Genomic DNA, 24,135 nt, shown 5'->3' on the forward strand with positions numbered 1-24,135 from the left:
AATGAGCTCAGACATCCGATTCACCGACTTCAAGTCCGACAAGCAGCCGACCTGGTGCCCGGGATGCGGCGACTTCGGCACCATGAACGGCATGATGAAGGCGCTCGCGGAGACGGGCAACGACCCCGACAACACCTTCGTCGTCGCCGGCATCGGCTGCTCCGGCAAGATCGGTACGTACATGCACAGCTACGCGCTCCACGGCGTTCACGGACGCGCGCTCCCGGTCGGGACCGGCGTCAAGATGGCCCGGCCCGACATCGAAGTGATGGTCGCCGGCGGCGACGGCGACGGCTACTCCATCGGCGCGGGCCACTTCGTCCACGCCGTCCGGCGCAACGTCGACATGACGTACGTCGTGATGGACAACCGGATCTACGGGCTGACGAAGGGGCAGGCGTCGCCCACCTCGCGCGACGACTTCGAGACCTCGACGACCCCGGACGGACCGAAGCAGCCGCCCGTCAACCCGCACGCGCTGGCGCTGGCGTCGGGCGCGACGTTCATCGCCCAGTCGTTCTCCTCCGACGCGCTCCGCCACCAGGAGATCATCCAGAAGGCGGTCGAGCACGACGGGTTCGGCTTCGTGAACGTCTACTCGCCGTGCGTCACGTTCAACGACGTCGACACCTACGACTACTTCCGCGACTCGCTCGTCGACCTGAAGGAGGAGGACCACGACCCGTCGGACAGGGACGCCGCGAAGGACGTGATCCTCGACTCCGAGCAGGAGTACCAGGGCGTCATCTACCAGGACGAGGAGTCGGTGCCGTACCACGAGCAGCACGGCGTCGACGAGGACATGTCCGTCATCCCGGACGGCGCGCCCGAGGGCGCGACGGACCTCGTCCGCGAGTTCTACTGACGGCGCCGCCCGTTCTTCCGACCCGTCTTCCGCGATCGGCGACCGCGGCGACCGCCGGTATTCCGACCTCCATCGATCGCCAAATTTCGGCGACCCAGCCGGGTCACGGCCCGTTCCCGACCGGTTTCAGCAAGCCTAATTACGTGGGTCCGAATTACGTGGTATATGAGTGATCGCTACGACGTCGTCGTCGCGGGCGCCGGTCCGGCGGGGGCGCAGTGCGCCCGCGACCTGGCGACGCGCGGCTACGACGTCGTCGTCCTCGAAACGGAGTCCGAAGACGGGTTCCCCCGCCAGAGCAACAAGTCGACCGCCGGGACGTTCCCGTCGATGATGTCCGCCTTCGGGATCCCCGACGACGTCGTGATGTCGTACACCGACGACGTGGTGTTGGAGTCGCCGAACAGCTACTACGAGAGCTACCAGCCGGGCGCCGTCCTGGAGTTCGCCGACTTCAAGCGGTTCCTCGTCGCGGACGGGCGCGAGAACGGGGCCGAGTACCGGTTCGACTCGCGGGTCTCCCGGCCGATCCTCGACGACGACGGCGTCATCGAGGGCGTCCGGTACGACGGCGACGAGGAGGTGTACGCCGAGGTCGTCGTCGACGCCACCGGGCCGGCCGCGCCGATCGCGAGCGCGCTCGACGTGGTCGACCTGGAGCGGGAGAACCAGGCGATCGGCATCGAGTACGAGATGGAGGGCGTCGAGATGAACCACCCCGAGTACGCCGACCTGCGGCGGGCGATGATGCTCCGGCTCGACCACGACATCGCGCCCGGCGGCTACTCGTGGATCTTCGCGACGGGCGAGGACACCGCGAAGGTCGGCATCTGTTACATCCAGAACGACCGCCACCGCGAGTTCGCCGAGGAGGGCAAGACCGTCGACGGCTACCTCGAGGACTGGATCGAGCGGGACCCCCGGTTCGCCGACGCCGAGCAGATCGGCGACACGGTCCACCGCGGCTCGGCGCACATCCAGATGCCGGACGAGATGCACACCGACCGGTTCCTCGCGATCGGCGACACCGTCCCCACCATCGACCCGCTGTGGGGCGAGGGGATCCACAAGGGGATGAAGTCGGCCCGCGCCGCGGCCGCCACCATCGACCGCTGTCTCACGGACTCGGAGCGCCGCCTCGACGCCGAGAGCCTCGCCGTCTACGAGCGGCTCTGGCACCGCGACGTGGCCCCGCGGATGCGCGCCCGACTGATGCTCACCCGGCTGCTGTACCTCGCGCCGAACGAGCGGTACGACCGGTTCATGGAGGACCTCCGCCGGACGGACGACGACACCCTCGAACGGGCGAACCAGGGGGACAAGAGCGCGATGGCGAAGCTGCTCCACCTCGACGACCTCCCGCTCCTTGCGAAGTTCGCCCGCGAGCGGCTTGGGTCGTAGCCGGCCTGTTTTTAAACAAAGCGTTCGGGCGTCCGGAACCCGCTGCGTCTCCTATCGCTCGTCGATCGGGACGAAGTCGGCGCTCTCGGGACCGACGTAGCGGGCGCGCGGGCGGATGAGGCGGTTGTCGGCCTGGTACTCGACCATGTGGGCGATCCAGCCGCCGGCGCGGCTCATGGCGAAGATGGGCGTGTACATGTCGACCGGGATCCCGAGCGTGTCGTAGACGGAGCCGGAGTAGAAGTCGACGTTCGGGGCGATCCCCTTGTCGAGGAGCCCCTGGTCCGTTAGGTACTCCTCGATCGCGGTGGTGTAGTCGAGCCACTTCGTGTCGCCGGAGGACTCGGAGAGGTCGCGGAGCTTCTCCTGAAGGATCTTCGCGCGGGGGTCCTTCACCTTGTACACGCGGTGACCGAAGCCGGGGATGCGGCGGCCGTCCTCGCGGGCGTCTCGCACCCACGAGATGGGGTCCTTCGACGAGTCGTCGATCTCGTGGAGCACCTCCATCACGTCCTGGTTCGCGCCGCCGTGGAGCGAGCCCGAGAGCGCGCCGATCCCGCCGGTGACGCCGGAGTAGACGTCGGCCAGCGTCGAGCCGATCACCATCGCCGTGAACGTCGAGGCGTTGAGCCCGTGGTCGGCGTGGAGGGTCAGCGCCATGTCGAACGTCTCCTCGCTGACGGCGTCGGGCTCGGTCCCGGTGAGCATGTAGAGGAAGTTCCCGGCGTACGAGAGGTCGGGGTCGGGGGAGACGGGCGGCTCGCCCTGTCGCGCGCGCTCGAACGCGGCGAGCACCGTCGGGACCTTCGCCGTGATCCGGCGGCCCTGCCGGCGCGCCGTCTCGGTGGGGTGATCGTCGCCGAGCGCGTCGGCGTCGTCGTCGTACGCCGACAGCATGGAGGTGGCCGTCCGGAGCGCGGCCATCGGCCGCTCGTCGGCGTCGGCGAGCGTCCGGACCGTGTCGAGCACGTCGTCGTCGACGGCCCGCTCCGCGGCCAAGTCCGCGGCGAACGCGTCGAGCTCCTCGCGGGTCGGCAGCGAGCCGTGCCAGAGGAGGTATAACACCTCCTCGTAGCTCGCGCCCCGGGCGAGGTCCTCGATGTCGTACCCGCGGTACACGAGCTTTCCGACCTCGCCGTCGACGTGGCTCAGCTCCGACTCCGCGACGAGGACGCCTTCGAGCCCGCGCTTTAACTCGTCTGACATGGAGTGACGTTCCGACCACCGCCAAAAAAGCGTTATCTTTCAGGAGGGATGGAATACGACGATCGACGAACCCCGTGGAGTCGAACGACGGCGGCGGAGCGAGCGGGATCCCGCCGGCCGAGTCAGCGCGCCGGGACGACCGTGACGGTCCGCTTGCGGTCGATGGCGTCCTCCAGCTCCTCGGCGATCGCGGAGCCGCGGGACACCTGCACCTCGCCGCCGCGGCCGACGGTGGCGGTGAAGAGGTACTCCCCGTCCGCGCGCACCTCGACCGTCTCGCCGACGCCGTCGTCGACGTCGATGACGACGTGTCGGGAGGTGATCTCCGGCCGGACGACGGTGCCGCGCTCCTCGCCGACCTGGCCGCCCCGCCCGTCTCCCTGCCCGTTCGCGCCGCGGCCGTCGCTCCCGGCGCCGCGGGAGTCCTCCGGCTTCTCGTCGTGGGTGCGGACGTCGATCTCGATGCCGAGCCGGTTCTCGATGTCGCTGATGCGGCCGCCGCCCTTGCCGATGACGGTGCCGATGTCGCCCTCCGAGACGTAGACGACCGCCTCGTCGTTCCCCTTGAGCTCGACGTCGACGTGGCCGTGCGCGACCGACTTGATCTCGCGTTCGATCTCCTTCTTGGCGATGCGGCCGACCCCGGTCTCGCTCTCAGCCTCGCCGCCCTCCTCGTTCAGCGGGACCGTGACGACCTGCCGGTTGAACGTGTAGATCTCGTACTCCGGGCGGCCGGTCTCGAAGTTCGACACCTGAATGACCGGCCGCGCGAGGTCCTCGGCGGTGAGCCCGGCGGGTACCTTCACTTCGGTCGTCACGTCGTAGACGGTGTGGACCTCGCCGGCCTCGATGTAGACGACGGTGTCGACGATCTGGGGGATCATCCCCAGCTCGACGCGGCCGACGAGCCGCTGGAGCGCGTCGATGGCGCGCGAGGCGTGGACGACGCCGACCATCCCGACGCCGGCCATCCGCATGTCCGAGAACACCTCGAAGTCGTTCGTCTTCCGGACCTCGTCGTAGATGGTGTAGTCGGGCCGGACCAGGAGTAGGGAGTCCGCCGTGTTCTCCATCTCGCCGCCGAGCGCGCCGTACTGGGTGATCTCCGGGCCGACCTGGAGGTCGCGCGGCTTCTCCATCGTCTTCACCGCGTAGTCGCTCTCGTTGAGGAACTCCGCGACCGCCTGCGCGAACGTCGACTTCCCGGCGCCGGGCGACCCCGAGATGAGCACGCCGCGCTTCCGCTCCACGAACCGCTCGCGGAGCTCGTCGGCGAACTCGTAGTCGTCGAGCGTCGTCTTCGCGATCGGTCGGACCGCCGTGATCTCGATCCCGTCGGCGAACGGCGGCCGCGCGACCGCGATCCGGTAGTTCCGGAACTGGACGATGTCCATCCCGTCGTCGGAGAGCTCGATGAACCCCTCGTTGGACTGGCGGGCCAGGTCGACGATGGCGGTCGCCCACTCGTCCATCTGCGCCTCGCTCGTCTCCGCCTCGTCGATGACCTCGTACCGCATCTCGCCGAGGCTCCCGCGCTTCGCCTTCGGCTTCGTGCCCGTCTTGAGGTGAACCGACATCGTCTCGTCGGTGAAGAGGTCCTGAATCGGGAGCTCGTCGACGACGCCGCGGGCGACCGGCTCGACGTACTCGACGGCGATCCCCTTCGCCCGAGCGACCTCGGCCTGGACGATGTCGCTGGAGAGGAGCGTGGCGTCGCGGTCGGCGGCGATGTCGCGGATCAGGGCGTCGACGTCGCCCTCGTGGGCGTTCGAGCGGGCGTCGCCGCTCGCGCGCTCGCCGACGTACCGCAGCTCGATCGTCCCGTCGTCGGCGAGGTCGGCGAGGCGCTTGAGCTCGCTCAGCCCGTCCCAGCCCGACTCCAGCCCGTCGTTCGCCTGCGACTCCAGCTCGCCGACGACGGCCTCGGGGACGAGCACCGTCGCCCCCTCGTAGGTCCCGTCCGCGACGCGTTCGGACACGCGGCCGTCGACGACCGCACTGGTGTCCGGTACTACGTTCATACCGCCGTTCCGGGCGGGAACGGTATAAGGGTGTTCGACCCGAGCGGCGGCCCCGCCGGCGGCGAGCGCGTCCGTCGAGCGCCGGCGACGCCCCCGCTCAGTCGTCGGCCGCCGCCCGCGACTCCCGCTCCGCCCGCAGCCGCCGGGCGTACTCGGTGAAGTTGTCGAACAGCGCCTTCGCCTCGCAGGCGGCGTCGTGCGCGGCCGGGGTGATCTCGCCGAGGACGGCGTCCACGCGCGCGTCACCGAGGCGCTCGCGCTTCCCCTCGGTGACCTCGCGGGCGGTGTCGACGTCGTACTCCGGGTGGAACTGCACGCCCCAGCAGTGGCCGTCGCGGAACGCGTGGACGCCGTGGTCGTTCTCGGCGAGCAGCGTCGCGCTCGGCGGGAGCTCGACCACCGTGTCGCCGTGAGTCGTGAAGGCGGTGAACTCCTCGGCGATCCCGTCGAACAGCTCGTCGTCGCCGCGCCGGCGCACCGCGTTGTACCCGATCTCGAACTCGTCCATCCCCGCCACGCGCCCGCCGAGCGCCTCCGCGAGCACCTGGTGGCCGTAACAGACGCCGAGCACCGGGACGCCCGCGTCGGCCGCGTCCGCGACGTAGTCGACGAGCGGGGGGATCCACGCCTCGTCCCAGTAGACGGACGACCGCGAGCCGGTGACCACGACCCCGTCGAACTCGGTGTGGTCGGGGAGGTGGCCGTCGGTCGCGTCGAACTCGACGAGGTCGGCGTCGAGCTCCCGTCGGAAGTTCCGCCGGGTGTTGGCGCCGTCGTGGGCCGCGTTCAGCAGGGCGAACCGGAGCCGTGTCATTGGCACCAATGAGACGCGACGGACGCAAAACGGTTGCGGCGACGGGGAGCGCTACCGGCGTCGAGGAGGGCGGGAGACGACCGCCCGGCGGAGACGGACGACCTACCCGGAGAGCGGGTCGGCGCCGTGCTCCGCGAGCCACCCGACCAGCGCGTCGTTGACCGCGGCCGACGCCTCGACGCCGACGAGGTGGCGCGCGCCCTCGACCGCGCGGAGCTCGCCGCGCGGGAGGCCCTCGGCGAGCGTCTCCGCCGCCGACGCCGGGCAGACGGCGTCGTCGGTCCCGTGGACGACGAGCGTCGGCGTCGTGAGCTCGTACAGCCGGTCCGAGAGGTCGAACCCCTCGACGGCCGCCCGGTGGGCCTCGAACGCCTCGCGGCCGGCGTCCTCGGCGAGCCGCCACTCGGCGATCCGCGACAGCGCGTCGGGGTGCGCCTCGCGGAAGTCGGCGGAGAGGAGGCCATGGAGCGACCCCTCCACCGCCGTCGGGTCGGCGGGGTCGGCCCACACGGCGTCGGGCTTGTAGGCGTCGCCGGCGGGCGGCGTGCCGAGGACCGTCAGGCTCGCCGGGCGCGAGGAGGCGAGCGCGGCCGCGAGCGCGACCATCCCGCCGAGCCCGTACCCGACGAGGTGGGCGTTCCGGACTCCCTCCGCGGCGCACACCGCGTCGACGTCGGCGACGAGGTCCTCGACCGCGTACGGCCCGGGCGGCGCGTCCGACCGGCCGACGCCGCGCGTCTCGGGCGTGACGACCGTGTGCGGCCCCGCGAGCGCGGCATGCTGCCAGCCGAACTGCCACGCGCCGAGCCCGACGTCGCCGCAGAAGACGACCGCCTCGTCGGGGTCGCCGGCGTCGGGCGCGTCGACCTCGTAGCGGATCGAGACGCCGCCGTTGTTCGCGCGTGGCATGGATGAGAGACGTGGTGCGAGGCCGTCAGGCCTCCTGCAGGCTACGGAGGACGTCCGGCGCCGCCGCGAGCGCGTCGTCGAGCGCGTCGACGTCCGGGCCCCCGCCCTGCGCGAAGTCCGGCGGGCCGCCGCCGCCGCCGCCGACGCGACCGGCGAGCTCGGCGACGACCTGCCCGGCGTTGACGTCGACGCCGTCGGGGACGCCGACGACGAAGCTCGCGGAGCCGTCCGCCCCGCTCCCGACGACCGCGACCTTCCCGTCGTCGACGTGGGCGTTCGCGGTCGCGCGGAGCTCGTCGGCGTCGCCGTCGAGCCGCTGGATCACGGCCGTGGCGCCGCCCAGGTCGACCTCCTCGGCGTCGGCGCCGCCGGAGGCGCGCGCGGCCGCGAGCTCCTCTTTCAGCGACTCGACCTCCTTGCCCCGCGCCTTCCACTCCTCGAAGAACCGCTCGGCCGTCTCGGGGACGTCGAGCGGGTCCACGTCGAGCGCGCTCGCGGCGTCGTACAGCGCGTCCTCCGTGCGCTGGGTGGCCTCGATCGCCGCGCCGCCGGCCGCGAACACGATCCGCTCGACGCCGTCCTGCACGGGCTCCGTCTTCAGCACCTTCACGGCGCCGACCTCGCCGGTGCGCTCGACGTGGGTGCCGGCGCAGGCCTGCACGTCGGCGTCGCCGACGTGGATCAGCCGGACGTTCGTCCCCGGCGGGACGCCGCCCTGATAGAGGTCGAAGCCGTGCTCGGCCTCGGCCTCGTTGCGGTCGGGCCACTCCTGTCTGACCGGCACGTCGTCGCGGACGAGCTCGTTGGCGACGCGCTCGATCCGCTTGACCTCCTCGCGGGTGATCCGCTCGTAGTGGCGGACGTCGAGCCGCGAGGAGTCGATCCCCTTCTGCGCGCCCGCCTGCCGGACGTGCTCGCCGAGCACCTCGCGGGCGGCGTGGCCGATCAGATGCGTCGCCGTGTGGTGGGCGCGCAGCCGGTCGCGGCGCTCGCCGTCGACCTGTCCCGTGACGAACTCGCCCTTCCCCGGGTCGGCGTCGGTCCGGTGGAGCACGACGCCCGCCTCCTCCTGCACGTCGACGACGTCGACCGTCGTCTCGCCGACGGTGAGCTGGCCCCGGTCGGCGGGTTGGCCCCCGCCCTCGGGGTAGAACATCGTCTGGTCCAAGACGACGTCGTACCCCTCCCCGCGCTCGAACACGTCGAGGACGACCGCCTCGAACTCGGTGCGGCCCTGGTCGTCGTAGAACAGCTTCTCCGTCTCCGGGAGGTCGCCGAGCCGCTCGTCGGCGTCGTCCGCGGCCTCCTCGCCGTCCGCCTCCTCGTGGCGGTCGGCGACGAGCGCGTAGAAGTCGTCCGGCACGTCGACCGTCGCGCCGCGTTCCTCGGCGATGTCGGCGACCATGTCCGGCTGGATCCCGTGGGAGTCGTACAGCTCCAGCAGCGCCTCGGTCGGGATCGGCTCGCCCGTGCCGGCGTGCTCGTCGGCGAGCGACTCGACCTTGCGGGAGCCGCGTTCGAGGGTCCGCCGGTACTTCCGCTCCTCGGTGCGGACGATCTCGCGGATCGTGTCGCGGTTCTCGTAGCCGAGCCGCTCCGCCTGCATGTCGACCAGCTCGTCGAGCGGCGCGTCCACGTCGACCTCGTCGACGAGCCGCTTCGTCCGCCGGAGCACCATCCGGGCGAGGTAGCCCGTGCCGACGTTCGAGGGGACGATCCCGTCGCCGAACATGTACGCCAGCGTCCGCGAGTGGTCGGCGATCGCGTAGATGGATTCGAGCGGCTCGACGAGCTCGCGCAGCCGGTCGACCCCGACGTCGAGCCGGTCGGCGATCTCGCCGCGGGCGTCCTCCACGTCGTCGACGTCGTCGATGTCGAGCCGGCCGGAGAGCTTCGCGGCGCGGTGGACGAGCCGCTGCTCTTCCTCGGTGTGCTCGATCCCGGCGTTCTCCTTGAGGAAGTCGATCGCGTCCGGGTAGACCGCCTCGTAGACGGTCGCGGTCCCCTGGCTCATCCACGTCCACCGTTCGAGCCCGTAGCCGGTGTCGACGATGTACGTGTCCATGAACGAGTACGTGTTCCCGTCCTTCATCTCGTACTCGCCGTCCGGGTCCCGCTCCATGCACATGAAGACGAGCGTCGCCAGCTCGGCGCCTTTATAAATGACTTCGATCGCCGGCCCGGCGTTGCCGCCGCCGACCCACGGGTCCTCGATGTAGGTGATCTCGTTCAGGTCGGCGCCGAGGCTCTCGAACAGCTCGTCGCAGTACGCGACCGTCTCGTCCTTCCAGTACACCTCGCCGTGGTAGGCGTACTCGTCCTCGTCGACCGCCTCGCGGGTGTTGAACGCGTGGTGGGCCATCATCTCGAACGCCATCGTGTGCCGGCCCGTCTTCCCGACGTTGTCGATGTCCTGCATCCGGATGCAGGGCTGCGAGATGGTGAGGGGGTTCGCCGGCGGGGGGGTCCGCCCCGACGTGACGAGCGGCTGGAAGTCGTAGATCGACGCCTGCGTTAAGAGCACGTCGTCGCGCCAGCGGTTCGCCGCGACCGGGTACGGCTCGATCCGCTCGTGGCCGTGCTCCTCGAAGAAGGAGAGGAACGCCTCCCGCATCTCCGACAGCGAGCGCGGCTCCGGGAAGCCGGGGTCGTCGATGAAGCTGTAGTCCTCGCACGGCGGCTCCCCGCAGAGCTCGCGGTCGCCGTCCCGGGTCCAGAAGTGCGCGCCGCAGGAGGTACACTCCCTCCGGACGAACCCCTCCTCCTCGAAGTAATCGAGACGGTACTCCGCTTCGAGATCGCTCATTAGGGGAACGTGACCCGTGTTCGTGCAAAAGGGTTCCGGGGTGGCCCGAGGGCGAACGCGTCGGGGCGAGCGCCCCGCGGAACGCCCCGTCGAAAGGAAAATTTATGCTCGCGGCGGGCGGTACGGAAGTACGTCGTGGAAACCGTATCGAGCGGGGATCCGGTCGCCGTCGTCCTCGCCGCGGACCCGCGCGCCGCGGCGCCCCTCCCCGACGACGTGACGGGCCGAACCGTCGATCCCGCCGACGCCGACGCCGACGCGTTCGCCGACGCCGCCCTCTCAGTCGTCCGCGACGCCGACGGGCTCGACCGCGTCCGCGAGCACGGCGGATCGGTCCCGGTCGTCGCCTCGGTCGACGACCCGACGGGCGACGTGGCCACGGCCCCCGGCGTCGACGCCGTCGCGACGACCGCCGAGGACCTGTCGGCGACCGTCCGGTGGGTCCTCGCGCGCGACGGGACGGTCGGGGCGCCGCCGGCCCGGACGCCGTCGCGGATCGAGCGGCTCAACGCCGGCGCGACGCGGCTCGCGTCTGTCCGGTCGACCGAGGCGGCCCACCGGGCCGTCGTCGCGATCGCGGACGAGGTGTTCCCGGCCCACCGCTGCGTCGTCGGCGTGCGCGACGGTGAGTGGGTTGAGCCGGTCGCGGCCTCGGCCGACGTGCCGATCGAGGACTGCAACCGCGTCCGGGTCGGAGCCGAGTCCGCCGAAACCGTCGTGGAGACCGACGAGCCGGTGATCGAACCGAATCCGAACGGTGAGCGCCCGTACGACACGCTGCTCGGCCTGCCGGTCGGCGACGACACGGTCTTCCAGCTCGTGACGGCCGGCCCGGACGGGTTCGACGACGACGACCGCCGGCTCGCCGGCCTGCTCGCCTCGCACTTCGAGGAGACGCTCGACCGGATCCGCGTCGACGAGGCGCTCAGGACCGAGCGCGACCGCCTGCTCGCGCTGTTCTCGAACGTCCCCGACCCCGCGGTCGCGTACGACTACGCCGACGGCGAGCCGATCGTCCACCGGGTCAACGACGCCTTCGAGGAGACGTTCGGCTACGACGAGGCGACGGTCGTCGGCGAGTGCGTCGACGACTACATCGTCCCCGAGGAGGAGGCGGCGATCGAGGAGGCCGTCGAGCTCAACGAGCGGCTGCGGCGCGGCGAGAACGTCCGGCGGGAGGTGACCCGGACGACGGTCGACGGCCCTCGGCACTTCATCCTCCACGTCGTCCCGATCCGGCTCAACGAAGAGAACGTCTCCGGGTACGCGATCTACACCGACGTCACGGAGCGGCGCGAGCGCGAGGCGACGCTCCGGCGGCAGAACGAGCGGCTCGACGAGTTCGCGAGCATCGTCTCGCACGACCTCCGGAACCCGCTCGCCGTCGCTCAGGGGTACGTCGACCTCGCGAGCGACACCGGCGACCCGGCGCACGTGGCGAAGGCGGAGGAGGCGTTAGAACGCATGGACGAGCTCGTCGGCGACCTCCTCTCGCTCGCGCGGCAGGGCCGGTCGGTCGGCGAGACGGAGCCGGTCTCGATCGGAGCGCTCGCGAGGGACGCCTGGGAGGGCGTCGACACCGGCGGGGCCGAGCTGGTGATCGAGAGCGACGTGACCCTCGACGCGGACCTCGCTCGGACCCGCGAGCTGCTGGAGAACGTCTTCCGGAACAGCGTCGAGCATGGCTCGACTGGCAATCGGACAGAGTCCGATGACAGCGTGGAACACGGTTCCACGAGCAGTCGGGCGGAGCCCGACGACAGCGTCGAGCACGGCCGCGACTCGGCAGACGCCCTCACCGTCCGCGTCGGCGAGGCCTCGTTCCGCTCCGACGGGGGCGAGGGGACCGGCTTCTTCGTCGAGGACGACGGTCGGGGACTCCCGGAGGAGGGGGACCGCGTGTTCGAGAGCGGCTTCACGACGGACGAGGGAGGGACCGGGCTCGGCCTCGCGATCGGTCGACGCATCGCCGAGGCCCACGGCTGGGAGGCGCGCGCGCTCACCGGCGAGTCCGGCGGCGCCCGGTTCGAGTTCCGGACCTCGTGAGCGCGGGTCCGAAACGACCTTAGGCCGCGCGCTCGCCTCTCCGGTATGGTCGAGAACGTCGTCTATCCCGCGTACTTCGACGCCGAGCGGTCGCGCTCGGAGGGCCGTCGCGTCCCGACGGACCTCGCGGTCCCCGAGCCCACCGTCGACGAGATCGCCAAGGCGGTCCAGCAGGTCGGCTACGACGCGGTGATCGAGCGCGACAAGACGTACTCCCGCGAGTTCGAGCCGCGGGGCGCGGTCGTCGTGCGGGGGACCGAGGACACCGCGAAGAACGACCTCGTGCAGGCGGTCGCCGCCTACCTCGGGGTCATCCGCGAGTGACGATGCGGCGAGTCGGCACCGTCGTCCGCACCGCCGGCGGACTCGCGATCGCGCGCGGCGACCGCGGCGAGGAGCCGCCGCGGATCGGCGCCGCCGTCGTCGACGAGTCGCTCTCGACGGTGGGCCGCGTCGTCGACGTGTTCGGTCCGGTCGACAGACCGTACGTGGCGGTCACGCCGAGCGACGGCGACGGGCTCGCGGCGCTCGTCGGCGGGAAGCTGTACGCGCGCTGACTCAGTCGCCGGCCGACGCCTCGCCGTCCCCGGGCGTCGGTCCGCCGCTCTCCGTCGACGTGTCCCCGCTCTCCGGCACCGCGTCCTCGTTCTCGGTCGACGCGTCTCCGCCCTCCGGCGCGTCTCTGTTCTCGCCCTCGGCCGGCGCTTCCCCGGTCTCGGCCGACGCTTCCCCGGCCGACGCCTCCCTGCCTCCTACCGGCGCGTCCCCCTCGACGACGTCGAAGTCCGCCAGCGTCTTCGTCGAGCGGACGAGCCGCTCTGCGACGACCAGTTTCTCCGTCCGGTCCAACCGCTCCCAGTCGATCTCCGCCGGCGGCGACTCCTCGAACGCGCGGAACTGCTGGAACACCGCGTCGTTGACGAACCGCTCGAACGAGTCGCAGCTCGGACACGTCACCGAGAGGTGCGACACGTCGAACGTCCGGCTCACGGTGTGCTCCAGACAGTTCAGACAGCGGTACGTCCGATTCCTACTCATACGCGAACGACGCGCCGGAGGCGGGAATACCTGCGGGTACCGGACGCGTAGTCGAAGCGAAACGGACGAAAGCGGTGCAGGGACCGCGAGACCGTTAGAACAGCGCCGACGCGGCCGCCTCGGCGGTCTCGATGACGGGCCCGAAGCCGGGGAGAAGCAGCACCGTCGCGACCGCCGCGAAGACGACCGCGGCGTACAGCGCCGTCGGCCGCACGTCGATCGCGTCCAGCGCGGTCGCCGACGCGGGGTCGTCGAGGAACAGCGCCTTCACGACTCGACTGTAGTAGTACAGCGAGATCACGCTGTTGACGGCGCCGACGGCCGCCAGCCACACGAACCCGTTGTCGATGGCGCCCATGAACAGGAAGTACTTCGAGAAGAAGCCGGCGAACGGCGGGAGCCCGGCCAGCGAGAACATGAACACGGCCATCGCCGTCGAGGCGACGGGCGCGCGCTTCGCGAGCCCGGCGTAGTCCTCGAAGGTCCGCCCGACGCCCCAGCGCTCCGCCATCGCGACGAAGAGGAACGCGCCGGTGTTCATGAAGCCGTAGACGAGCAGGTGCGCCATCGCGGCGCCCATCACCGCGCCGTTCCCGCTCCCGTCCGCGGAGAGCGCCGCGACGCCGATGAGCGCGTAGCCGGCGTGACCGATCGAGGAGTAGGCGAGCATGCGCTTGACCTCCTCCTGTACGGCCGCCGCGAAGTTCCCGAGCGTCATGGTCACGGCCGCGAGGATGCCGAACGCGAGCACCCAGTTGACGTCGGCCGACAGCGACGCGCCGACCGGGAACGCCTCGGTGAACACGCGGAACGCGACCACGAAGCCGGCCGCCTTCGAGGCCGACGAGAGGAAGGCGCTCACGGGGGCGGGCGCGCCCTCGTACGCCTCCGGCGCCCAGAAGTGGAACGGGACGGAGGCGGTCTTGAACGCGACGCCGCCGAGGATCATCACGACCCCGAGGCCGGCGATCCCGCTTCGGCTCCCGATCCCGTCGGCGTTCGAGGCGATGTCGCCGAGGACGCCGGCCACGTCGCCGAGCATCAGCGACCCCGTCGCCGCGTACACCAGCGAGATGCCGAACAGGAAGATCGCCGAGGAGAGCGCGCCGACGAGGAAGTACTTCAGCCCCGCCTCGACGCTCCCGCGGTTCTGCTTCAGGAACGCGACGAGCACGTACGACGGCAGCGACACCATCTCCAGGGCGACGAACACGACCGCCAGCGAGTTCGCGACCGCGAGCAGCGACATGCCGGTCGCCGCGAACAGCGTCAGCGAGTAGAACGTCGCCGGGTTCGGGTGGTCGTGGAAGTAGTCGTGGGCCGCGACGACGACGAGCGACGTCACGGACGCGAAGATGGCCGTGAAGAACAGCCCCAGCGTGTCCACCTTGACCGCGTCGGCGAACAGCAGGATCGCGCCGCCGGTGTCGCCGCTCCCGGTGCCGGAGGCGACGAACCAGACCGTCGCGGCCAGCGAGGACAGCGCGCCGAGCGCGCTCACGACCGCCATCGAGGTGTTCGACCGCGCGTCGGGCGCGACGGTGTCGACGAGCAGCAGCGCGAGCCCGGTGAACCCGAGCAGCAGCGCAGGCAGCAGCGCCGTCACCTGCGGGAGCGCGTTAACCATCGACGCTCACCCCCTCGACCACGGGGACGGCGGCGTCGCGGATCATCTCGAAGAAGATGTCCGGCGCGACGCCGAGCACGATGATCGCGATCAGCAGTGCCGCGAGGGGAGCGACGTCGTGGAACGGCGCGGGCCCGATCTCGTAGTCGGTCGCGAGCTCGAACGGCCCGAACAGCGTGCTCTGCATCGCCGACAGCAGGTAGCCGGCGACGATGACGATGCCGAACATCGCGAGCGCCGTGAACAGCGGGGCGTACGGGAGCGCCGGCGCCGAAAAGGAGCCCACGAAGATGAAGAACTCGCCCGCGAAGCCGGCCATCAGGGGCAGCCCCATGTAGCCGAACGCGCCGGCGACGAGGATGCCGACCGTGACCGGCATCCGGTCGGCCATCCCGGCCATGTCGCCGACCATCCGCGTGTGCGTCGCGTTGTAGACGACGCCGACGGCCATGAACATCAGCCCCGAGATGAGGCCGTGCGCGACCATCTGGAACGTCGCGCCGCCGACGCCGTACTCGGTGAAGACGACCAGTCCGAGGATGACGTACCCCATCGACGAGACGGAGGAGTAAGCGACGATGCGCTTGAGGTCCTTCTGCGCCAAGGCCAGCATCGCGCCGTAGATGACGCTGACCACGGCGACAGCGGCGATCGGGACCGCGAGCGCGGACGCCTGGTCCGGCAGCATCGTGAAGTTGAACCGGAGCAGCGCGTACGTCCCCATCTTCAGGAGGACGCCCGCCAGGAGCACCGACACGGGCGTCGGCGCCTCCACGTGGGCGTCCGGCAGCCACGTGTGGAACGGGACGATCGGGACCTTCACGGCGAACCCGAGGAACATCGCGAGGAACGCGACCGTCGCGATCGTCCCGGGCGCGACGCCGAACCACGTCCCGAGGCCGCCGTCCGCGATCGCCTGGGTGATCTCCGGGAGCGCGAACGAGCTCACGGAGTCGCCGAGCGCGAACGTCAGCGACATGAACCCGATGAACATCAGCAGCGACGCCGCGTTCGTGTAGACGAAGAACTTGATCGCGGCGTACTTCCGCCGGGGACCGCCCCAGATACCGATGAGGAAGTACATCGGGACGAGGACGGCCTCCCAGAAGACGAACCAGAGGAAGAAGTCGAGCGCCGTGAACACGCCGAGGAGGTTCGCCTCCATGAACAGCATGAGCCCGTAGAACTGGCTCTGGCGCGCGTCGATCGGCGTCCACGCGCTCACGATCGCGAGCGGCACGAGGAACGTCGTGAGCACGACGAGCGGGAGACTGATGCCGTCCAGCCCGACGAACCACGAGACGGAGCGGCCGCCGACTTCGAGCCACTCGATCTGCGTCCGATACGCGATCTCGCCGCCGGTGAGGGCGTTCCCGGAACCGTCGAAGCCGGACCAGAGGTATAACGACCCGAGGAACGGGATCAGGCTCAGCGCGAACGCGAGCCGTCCCGCCCACTCGTCCGGGGAGAGGAGGACGACGAGCGCGCTCGCGAACGCGACCGCGATGAGCGCTTCGAGTATCACAGGAACCACCCCCCGGAGACGCCGAGCACTAAGATTAGCGCGACCAGCCCCAGCGTGAGCAGCGCGGCGTACTGCGAGACGACGCCGTTCTGGATCTGCCGGACCCGGTCACCGCCGATGAGACTCACCGAGGAGACGCCGTTGACGACGCCGTCGATGATCCCTTGGTCGAAGGTGTCGGCGCCGCCGGCGACGTCCTCGGTGCGATACGCGAGCCATACCTGCAGTTCGTCGAGGTAGTAGTTGTTGTACAGCACGTCTTTGATCCCGCCGAGCTTCGCCGTGTGCTCCGTCGGCGACGGAACGTTGTAGAGCCGCCACGCCACCAGCAGACCGGTCAGCGCGAGGCCGAGCGAGACCGCCGCGCCGGCGAGCACCGTCGCGACCTCGCCGCCGACGAGGTACTGGCTGCTGTACGGGCCGACGTCCGCGTAGTGGTGCGAGGAGAGCCCCTCGATCCCGCCCCACTCGTTGTCGAGCCAGCGGTGGAGCAGGTCGATCCCCTCCAGCCCGAGGACCTTCTGGACCGGCACCATGTTGATGAGACCGGTGACGACCGCGAGCGAGCCGAGGACCGTCAGCGGCCCCTTCACGTTCCAGCGCACGGGTTCGGGGTCGCGTGCGGTGTCGGTGCGCGGCTCGCCGTGGAACGTCAGGAACACCATCCGGAAGGTGTAGAACGCCGTGACGGGGACCGCGAGCAGCCCCATCAGGTAGCCGCCGAACAGCAGCGGCTCGCCGGGCGCGTGAACGAGCGCCTCGTAGAGGATCTCGTCTTTCGACCAGAACCCGGCGAACGGGAAGATGCCCGCGAGCGCGAGCGAGCCGGCGAGGAACGTGTAGTAGGTGACTGGCAGCTTCGACTTCAGCCCGCCCATGTCCCACATGTCCTCGTTGTGGTGCATCGCGATGATCACCGCGCCCGCGCCGAGGAACAGCAGCGCCTTGAAGAAGGCGTGCGTGGTCAGGTGGAACACGGCGGCCACGTAGCCGCCCGCGCCGAGCGCGAGCATCATGTAGCCGTACTGCGAGATGGTGGAGTACGCGAGCACCTGCTTCAGCTCGTCTTTCACGACGCCCATCGTCGCCGCGAACAGCGCCGTGAAGCCGCCGATGAAGGCGATCACCGCGAGCGTCGTCGGCGTCAGCGCGTAGAAGCCGTACATCCGCGCGACGAGGTAGACGCCGGCCGCGACCATCGTCGCGGCGTGGATCAGCGCGGAGACGGGCGTCGGGCCCTCCATCGCGTCGGGGAGCCACGTGTGCAGCGGGAACTGCGCCGACTTCCCGACCACGCCGCCCAGCACGAGCAGGCCGACGACGGTGAGCCACGTCTGCAGGTCGAGCCCGCCCGGCGTCCACGCGACCGACGCCTCGCCGGCGAGCGCCGCCTCGGCGAGCGCCGGGAACGACTCCGGCCCGGCGAACTGCGCCGTGCCGAACGTCCCGATGACGGCGACGACGCCGATCAGGAAGAAGTAGTCGCCGAACCGCGTGACGAGGAACGCCTTCTTCGCCGCCGACGGCGGCCCGGGCTCCCGGAAGTGGAAGCCGATGAGCAGGTACGAGCAGAGCCCGACCAGCTCGAAGAACATGAACGCCATCAGCAGGTTGTCGGCGACGACGAAGCCGAGCATCGACGCCGTGAACAGGCCGAGGCCGGCGTAGTATCGCGGCAGCCCCGTCTCGCCCTCGTCGTTCATGTAGCCGAGCGAGAACACGTGCACGAGCAGCGCGACGAGCGTCACGATGACGAGCATAAGCGCCGACAGCGGGTCGACTAAGAGTCCGAAGGAGAGCTCGACGTCCGTCGGGCCGATCCCGCCGGCGCTCGCCCACGTGTAGATCGTGCGGTTCGCCGCCGCGCCGCCCGCGACCGTCGCGAGCACCCACAGCGAGAGCAGGAACGACCCCGCCGTCGCCGCGATGCCCCCGAAGGCGCCTCCCTTGGGGAGGTACTTGCCCGCGCCGAGCGCGATCAGGAACGAGAAGAACGGCAGGAGGACGATCGCCGGAACGTATGAGAACACGTCTATCATGTTACCACCTCATCTCCGTCGGAACGGTCACGTCGGTGACGCCGAAGTTGCGGTACAACACGAGGATGATGCCGATCCCGATCGCGACCTCCGCGGCCGCGAGCGCGATGACGAACAGCGCGAACACCTGTCCCGTGAGGTCGCCGTAGTACAGCGCGAAGGCGACGAAGTTGATGTTCGCGGCGTTCATCATGAGCTCGACGCTCATCAGGAAATACAGCGCGTCGCGCCGCGTGAGCACGCCGAACAGCCCGATACAGAAGACGGCGGCCGCGAGCAGCAGGTACCACTCCGGCGGGATCGAGGAGGCGACGGCGGTCACGGGCGGTCACCCCCGTCGCGGCCGCCGTCCGTGAACGCCTGCCCGACGGCGGCGATGATCGAGCCGCCCTCCTCGCGTTTCGCCAGGTACACCGCGCCGTCGACGGCGACGTCGAGCGCGACGGCGGCGATCAGGAACGCGGCGAGGAACCCCTCGGAGGGGATCGTCGCGACGTCGTACTCGCCGAGGTTGAAGAGGGCGTACCCGATGTTGTGGACGACCGACGCGTCGGCCGGGAAGCCGGCCGCTCCGCCGGTGAAGTCGGCCGAGAGCGCCGTCAGGGCCAAGGTGACGAAGAGGAGTCCGACGGCCGCGGCGGGGACGAGGCGTCCCCCGGGGCCCGAGTCGTCGCTCATGCGCTGTTCACCTCCGTTTCCGTCTCCGATCGCGTGAGCATCACGCCGAACGTGACGAGTATCAGGACCCCGCCCACGTAGACGAGGATCTGCATGGCGGCGATGAACTCCGCCTGTAACATCACGTAGTGCACCGCGACGCTCGTCAGGGCTCCGCCCAGAAGCAGCGCGGCGTGGAACACGTCGCGCGCTAAGACGACCCCGAGGCCGAACGCCAGCGTGACCGCGGCGAACAGCCCGAACGCGATGGTAGCATAAACCATTGTGTTTGTCTCCTATGAGAACCCCTTTGAAGATTTCGAGACGCGCCCGCTACTGGTAGTCGACCTCACCGTCGCCCTCCCCGATCCACGCGCCGCGATCGGGGTTCCGGGACTCCAGCGGGTCGATTCCCTTGTACCACGGGACGTTCTTGAGCTGTTCTTTGTTGAACACGAAGTCGTCCTTCGTGTCCGCGGTGAACTCGAAGTTCTGCGTCAGCAGGATGGCGTCGACGGGACAGACCTCCTCGCAGAGCCGGCAGTAGATGCACTGCCCGATGTGGAGGTTGTACTGCTCCCCGTTGCGCTGGTCGTCCTGCACGATCTGGATCGTGTCGTTCGGGCAGACGTTCTCGCACTGCCGACACCAGATACACCGCTCTTGGCTGAACTTGTGGACCCCGCGGAACCGGGGGCTCACCTCGGGCGCGTCCTCCGGGTATTCCACCGTGAACGTCGACCCGTCCAGCGCGTGTTTCATCGTCGTCGCCATGGATTTCATGAGTCCGATCATGTTACGCGATCACCCCCACGATTACGGCCGTGAGCACCAGGTTCGCGAACGACAGCACGAGCATTCCCTTCCAGCCGATCTCGATCAGCTGGTCGATGCGGACGCGCGGCAGCGCGGAGCGGGCCCACTGCGTGAACAGGAAGAAGCCCCAGATCTTCACCACGAACCAGATGAAGCCGATGCTCTCCGGGCCCGGCCCGGAGGCGCCGCCGAGGAACGTCACGGCGAGGATGGCGCCCCCGAGGAAGATGTGGACGAACTCGCCGAGGTAGAAGAGGACGAAGTACGCCGAGGAGTACTCCGTCTGGTAGCCGGCGACGATCTCCGTCGGCGCCTCCGGGATGTCGAACGGGTTCCGGCCGATCTCCGCCATGTTCGCCGTGAGGAACAGGACGAACGCGAACGGGTTCACGAAGGCGTACCACGCCGGGATGTCGATCCCGGCGACCGTCACCAGCGTCGTCGTCTGCGCGCCGACGATGCCGCTCATCTGGAGCGTGCCCGCGAAGATCACGACGGACATCGCCGTGACGATGAGCGGGATCTCGTACGCGAGGTTCTGCGCGACCGCGCGGAGCCCGCCGAGCAGCGAGTACTTGTTGTTCGACGCGTAGCCGGCCATCACCAGCGAGACGGAGGCGATGGAGGCGAACGCGAACACCAGCGCGAATCCGACCTCCGGGTCGGCGAGCTGGAAGTTGATCGGCCCGAGCCGCCCCATCGGGATCACCGAGAAGCCGAGCAGCGCCGACGCCGGCAGGATGACCGGCGCGATGTCCCAGGTGGGCCGGTCGACGCCCTCGGGGACGATGAGCTCCTTCGCGAGCAGCTGAACGGCGGACGCCGGGATGATCAGGAGCCCGAACGGGCCGACCCGGTTGACCGCGATCCGGTCGGTGAACGCCGCCGTGATCTTCCGTTTCGCCCACGGGCCGGCGACGCCGGTGAACGCGAGGACGATGTTCCCGACGACGGCGGCCGCGATCAGCGCCGCGACGACCTCGCCGAGCACGCCCGGCAGCCCGAACGTGTCGACGAGGAACTCCGGGAACAGCTGTGCGGGTGCCGTCCCCATCAGCGGTCCACCTCCCCGAGCACGATGTCGAGGCTCCCGAGCGCCGCGATGACGTCGGGGATGTACTCGCCGTTCGCCATCTCCGGCAGCGTCTGGAGGTTCGAGAAGCACGGCGACCGGATCTTGAACCGGGCCGGCTTGTCGGTGCCGTCGGAGCGGATGTAGATGCCGAGCTCGCCCTTCGCGGCCTCGACGGCCCGGTAGATCTCGGCGTCGTCGTCCGGGCGGAGCGTGCGCGGCACGTTCGCCTGGATGTTGCGCTCGTCCTCGGGCCAGTCCTCGAGCAGGTCGACGCACTGCTCGATGATCTTCGCGGACTCCTCGACCTCGCGCATCCGGACGAGCAGGCGGCTGAAGTTGTCGCAGCCGTCCTCCGTGACGACGTCCCAGTCGAGCTCGTCGTAGTAGCCGTACGGGTCGTCGCGGCGCAGGTCGTAGTCGACCCCCGAGCCGCGGGCGACGGGACCGGTCGCGCCGTAGTCCTTGGCGACGTCCGGCGGGAGGATGCCGGTGTCGATCGTCCGCATCTGGAAGATCTCGTTGGAGGTGACGAGGTTGTGGTACTCCTCGACGGACTCCGGCAGCTGGTCGAGGAAGTCGCGGGTCTTCGAGAAGAACTCCTCGCGGGGCTCGGGGAGGTCCCAGACGACGCCGCCGAGCCGGAAGTAGTTGAACATCAGCCGCTGGCCCGTCAGATCCTCCAGTAGGTCCTGGACGCGCTCGCGGTCGTTGATGGCGTACATGAACGTCGCCGTGAAGTCGCCGTTCACGTCGAGCGCGAACGTCGCGAGCGCGAGCATGTGCGCGGCGATCCGGCACATCTCGGCGCCCATCGTCCGGATGACCTGCGCGTACTCCGGGACCTCGATGTCGGCGAGGTCCTCGGCCGCGCGGGCGTACGCCCACTCGTTGAGCAGGCCCGCCGAGATGTAGTCCCAGCGGTCCGGGTACGGCATGATCTGGTGGCGGTACGTCCCGGACTGAGCCATCTGCTCCTCGCTGCGGTGGAGGTAGCCGATGTCGGGCTCGACGTCGACGACCTGCTCGCCGTCGAGCGTCGTCTTCAGGTGGAGGACGCCGTGCGTCGCCGGGTGGTGCGGCCCGATGTTGAGGAACATCGTGTCGGACTCGCTGTCCTTGTGGTGCTCCTGCAGCGGGTTCGCGTGCTCCGGCAGCGTGGCGATCTGCGGCCGGTCCCTGTCGTAGTCCATCGACAGGGGGTGACCCTGCCACGTCTCCGGCAGGAGGATCCGGCGCAGGTCGGGGTGGTCGTCGTAGTCGATGCCGATCAGGTCGTACGCCTCGCGCTCGTGCCAGTCGGCGGTGCGGAAGACGGGCTCGGCCGACTCGGAGACGGGGTCGTCCTTGTCGGCGGGGACGACGACGCTGACCTCCTGCGTCGGGTCGTCGAACTTCTTCAGGTGGTAGACCGACTCGTAGCGGTTCTCGTACTCCTGCGCGGTGACCACCGAGAGGTGGTCGTATCCGGCCTGCCGTTTCAGGATCGAGAGCGTCTCCTGGACGGTGTCCGGGCGAATGACGAAGCCGGGGGCGTTCAGGTGGTCGTCGCGCTCGACGACGAGGTCGCCGAGGAGCGCCTCCAGCTCGTCGGGCGTGCGCTCGATCGCCGCGTCGTCGGGGGCGTCCGGTCGTTCGAGGCTCATGGTGAATCAGCGAAGTTGTACCGCATGACGAGTTCGTCGTCGTCGATCTGGTCGGCGAGCTTGTCGACGAGCTCGTCGCGTTCGAGGTCGGAGAACTCCTCCAGCTCGTACGGCTTGACCGTCACGGGCGAGGCCTCGCCGTTGGCGACGCGCTCCTGCAGCTTCACGACGCCGTAGACGAGCGCCTCGGGACGGGGCGGACAGCCGGGGACGTGGATGTCGATCGGGATGACCTCCTCGGCGCCCTTGATCACGTTGTACCCCTCCTGGAACGGGCCGCCGGAGATGGTACACGAGCCCATGCCGACGACGAACTTCGGCTCGGGCATCTGGTCGTAGACGCGCTTCATCCGCGGCGCGAACTTCGAGACGATCGTCCCGGGGACGATCATCACGTCGGCCTGTCGGGGCGAGGCGCGGGGGACGCCCGACCCGAAGCGGTCGAGGTCGTGTTTCACCGCGTAGGTGTGCATCATCTCGATGCTGCAGCAGGCGATGCCGAACTGCAGCATGAACATCGAGGAGCCGCGACACCAGTTCAGGAACTTGTCGAACTTGGTGAGGATGAACGGCGAGGAGCCGAACGCCTCGCGGAGCCGGGAGTTAAACCGGTCTCCCTGCCCGGTCATCCGGGCGTCCCGCGTCTCGGTCACGACTTGCGATTCGTCGGTGATGAATGGTTGGTCGCTGCTCATTAGTTGAGGTCACGCTCCGTTTTTCTGCTGGTCGCGCGGGGGCTGCGGGCCCAGCTGATCGCCCCCGACCGCCACGCCCAGACGAGCCCGATCGCGAGGATCCCGACGAAGGCCAACATCGGCCACAGCAGGGCGGTCATCGGCACGCCGGCCTGGATCGCCGGGCGGTAGATGACGGCCCACGGGAACAGCAACACGGTCTCGATGTCGAACACGACGAACAACAGCGCGACCATGTAGTACTGGATGTTGAACCGGATCTTCGTCCCGCCAGTCGGGGTCTCGCCGGACTCGTAGGTGGTGCTTTTACCGGTCTCAGGCACGCTCGGACGGAGCAACGCCGACACGGTCATCATCCCGATCGGGATGAGCAGGCCGACGGCCGCCAAGGCGCCGATCGCTATCCAATCGCTCATATAGGTCTCCGTAACGTGCTGGCGTTTGGACCGCCCCCTCATAAGCGTTGAGTCTTGTGCGTCCGCGGGCGTGCGGGCCGATATCGGCCGTTCGCGGTCGAAGCGGCGGCGAACCCTCGAAGAGCGGTCAATCCGGTGATCGACCGTAGCGAGGAGTGGCCGTCGCCGGCGCCGAGGGCGAGTGGAGCAATATCGGAACACGCGGTGCGGTCGGCGCGTGCCCGTGAGCGGCCGAAGGTCGCGAGCGGCACGCGCGAGGGACGCGGTGAGCGACGGGGCGACGCAGGGAGCCCCGAGCGAGCCGCGAGGCTGGGGAGGCGTGAGGTGCCGTGCGGGGCGGTGCGGGGTGGGACTCGAAGGGGCAGCCGCGAGGCCGCCGTAGGCGACGCGAGCAGGGTGGCGCTACGCGCCACGGGCAGCCGGCGGCGAAGCCGCCGGCGACACCGCAGCGAAGGAGCGAAGCGACTGAGCGAGGAGCACAGCGAGCGTACGGCGGCCTCGCGGCTGGAGCTGTGGCGGTGTTCGCCGGCAATCCG

At 69.7% G+C, this 24,135-nt stretch carries 22 protein-coding genes; 5 read left to right on the top strand and 17 right to left on the bottom strand.

The genetic code is table 11. The annotated features are described in order from the left end of the window. Position 1: 1 nt before the first annotated feature. Both NO900_RS07825 and NO900_RS07830 read left to right on the top strand, forming a co-directional pair. Positions 2–865 carry a 2-oxoacid:ferredoxin oxidoreductase subunit beta gene (locus NO900_RS07825; protein WP_256408663.1) on the top strand — a complete coding sequence of 288 codons (864 nt, stop codon included), beginning with the start codon at positions 2–4 and terminating at the stop codon, positions 863–865. 165 nt (positions 866–1,030) lie between these two features. After that, on the top strand, positions 1,031–2,266 hold the full coding sequence (locus NO900_RS07830; RefSeq protein ID WP_256408664.1) for a digeranylgeranylglycerophospholipid reductase: 1,236 nt from the start codon (positions 1,031–1,033) through the stop codon (positions 2,264–2,266). 51 nt (positions 2,267–2,317) lie between these two features. Here the strand turns inward: NO900_RS07830 and citZ are convergent, their stop codons facing one another. From citZ to alaS, 5 genes are all read right to left on the bottom strand, one after another. Continuing rightward, positions 2,318–3,472, bottom strand: coding sequence for a citrate synthase (citZ, locus tag NO900_RS07835; RefSeq protein ID WP_256408665.1), 1,155 nt, complete (start codon positions 3,470–3,472; stop codon positions 2,318–2,320). A gap of 122 nt (positions 3,473–3,594) precedes the next feature. Continuing rightward, positions 3,595–5,493, bottom strand: coding sequence for a PINc/VapC family ATPase (locus NO900_RS07840; protein ID WP_256408666.1), 1,899 nt, complete (start codon positions 5,491–5,493; stop codon positions 3,595–3,597). A 97-nt stretch (positions 5,494–5,590) separates the two neighbouring features. Then, positions 5,591–6,307 (bottom strand): type 1 glutamine amidotransferase, encoded by a 717-nt coding sequence (locus NO900_RS07845; protein WP_256408667.1) that lies wholly within the window; start codon positions 6,305–6,307, stop codon positions 5,591–5,593. Positions 6,308–6,409: 102 nt separating this feature from the next. Continuing rightward, positions 6,410–7,216, bottom strand: coding sequence for an alpha/beta fold hydrolase (locus NO900_RS07850; RefSeq protein WP_256408668.1), 807 nt, complete (start codon positions 7,214–7,216; stop codon positions 6,410–6,412). A gap of 25 nt (positions 7,217–7,241) precedes the next feature. Next, a complete protein-coding gene (gene alaS / locus NO900_RS07855; protein ID WP_256408669.1) occupies positions 7,242–10,022 on the bottom strand; it encodes an alanine--tRNA ligase in 2,781 nt (926 codons plus the stop codon). Between the two features lie 135 nt (positions 10,023–10,157). On the opposite strand from alaS, the gene NO900_RS07860 reads away from it, so the two are divergent. From NO900_RS07860 to NO900_RS07870, 3 genes are read left to right on the top strand one after another with little or no spacing between them, the layout of a single operon-like run. Beyond that, positions 10,158–12,068: a histidine kinase dimerization/phospho-acceptor domain-containing protein gene (locus NO900_RS07860; protein ID WP_256408670.1), complete on the top strand. Its 1,911-nt coding sequence runs from the start codon at positions 10,158–10,160 to the stop codon at positions 12,066–12,068. Positions 12,069–12,113: 45 nt separating this feature from the next. Then, complete coding sequence (srp19, locus tag NO900_RS07865; protein ID WP_092563260.1) at positions 12,114–12,392, top strand: signal recognition particle subunit SRP19; 279 nt, start codon at positions 12,114–12,116, stop codon at positions 12,390–12,392. 2 nt (positions 12,393–12,394) lie between these two features. Further along, positions 12,395–12,625, top strand: coding sequence for an H/ACA ribonucleoprotein complex subunit GAR1 (locus NO900_RS07870; protein ID WP_256408671.1), 231 nt, complete (start codon positions 12,395–12,397; stop codon positions 12,623–12,625). 1 nt (position 12,626) lies between these two features. Here the strand turns inward: NO900_RS07870 and NO900_RS07875 are convergent, their stop codons facing one another. The 12 genes from NO900_RS07875 to NO900_RS07930 all read right to left on the bottom strand — a co-directional run bounded on the left by NO900_RS07875 (position 12,627) and on the right by NO900_RS07930 (position 23,599). Next, entirely contained in the window at positions 12,627–13,106 is a 480-nt protein-coding gene (locus tag NO900_RS07875; RefSeq protein WP_256408672.1) for a hypothetical protein, read from the bottom strand. Positions 13,107–13,200: 94 nt separating this feature from the next. Further along, the gene (locus NO900_RS07880) at positions 13,201–14,733 is read right to left on the bottom strand and encodes an NADH-quinone oxidoreductase subunit N (protein ID WP_256408673.1); all 1,533 of its coding nucleotides are present in this window, start codon (positions 14,731–14,733) and stop codon (positions 13,201–13,203) included. Further along, positions 14,726–16,258 (bottom strand): complex I subunit 4 family protein, encoded by a 1,533-nt coding sequence (locus NO900_RS07885; protein ID WP_256408674.1) that lies wholly within the window; start codon positions 16,256–16,258, stop codon positions 14,726–14,728. Before NO900_RS07885 ends, NO900_RS07880 begins: the two co-directional genes overlap by 8 nt. Beyond that, positions 16,255–18,297, bottom strand: coding sequence for an NADH-quinone oxidoreductase subunit L (gene nuoL / locus NO900_RS07890; protein WP_256408675.1), 2,043 nt, complete (start codon positions 18,295–18,297; stop codon positions 16,255–16,257). The genes NO900_RS07885 and nuoL overlap by 4 nt, the downstream gene beginning before the upstream one ends. 1 nt (position 18,298) lies before the next feature. Then, positions 18,299–18,619, bottom strand: a complete 321-nt coding sequence (gene nuoK, locus NO900_RS07895; protein ID WP_008004452.1) for an NADH-quinone oxidoreductase subunit NuoK — start codon at positions 18,617–18,619, stop codon at positions 18,299–18,301. Beyond that, complete coding sequence (locus tag NO900_RS07900; protein ID WP_256408676.1) at positions 18,616–18,975, bottom strand: hypothetical protein; 360 nt, start codon at positions 18,973–18,975, stop codon at positions 18,616–18,618. The genes nuoK and NO900_RS07900 overlap by 4 nt, the downstream gene beginning before the upstream one ends. Next, entirely contained in the window at positions 18,972–19,238 is a 267-nt protein-coding gene (locus NO900_RS07905; RefSeq protein ID WP_256408677.1) for an NADH-quinone oxidoreductase subunit J, read from the bottom strand. Before NO900_RS07905 ends, NO900_RS07900 begins: the two co-directional genes overlap by 4 nt. Positions 19,239–19,287: 49 nt before the next feature. Beyond that, positions 19,288–19,749: a NuoI/complex I 23 kDa subunit family protein gene (locus tag NO900_RS07910; RefSeq protein ID WP_004596401.1), complete on the bottom strand. Its 462-nt coding sequence runs from the start codon at positions 19,747–19,749 to the stop codon at positions 19,288–19,290. A gap of 1 nt (position 19,750) precedes the next feature. Continuing rightward, entirely contained in the window at positions 19,751–20,824 is a 1,074-nt protein-coding gene (locus tag NO900_RS07915; protein WP_256408678.1) for a complex I subunit 1/NuoH family protein, read from the bottom strand. Further along, entirely contained in the window at positions 20,824–22,488 is a 1,665-nt protein-coding gene (locus tag NO900_RS07920) for an NADH-quinone oxidoreductase subunit D (protein ID WP_256408679.1), read from the bottom strand. The genes NO900_RS07915 and NO900_RS07920 overlap by 1 nt, the downstream gene beginning before the upstream one ends. Beyond that, on the bottom strand, positions 22,485–23,183 hold the full coding sequence (locus NO900_RS07925; protein ID WP_137782834.1) for an NADH-quinone oxidoreductase subunit B: 699 nt from the start codon (positions 23,181–23,183) through the stop codon (positions 22,485–22,487). Before NO900_RS07925 ends, NO900_RS07920 begins: the two co-directional genes overlap by 4 nt. After that, on the bottom strand, positions 23,183–23,599 hold the full coding sequence (locus tag NO900_RS07930) for an NADH-quinone oxidoreductase subunit A (RefSeq protein WP_092562085.1): 417 nt from the start codon (positions 23,597–23,599) through the stop codon (positions 23,183–23,185). Before NO900_RS07930 ends, NO900_RS07925 begins: the two co-directional genes overlap by 1 nt. Between the last annotated feature and the right edge of the window lie 536 nt (positions 23,600–24,135).

This window comes from Halorubrum rutilum, from assembly GCF_024494565.1.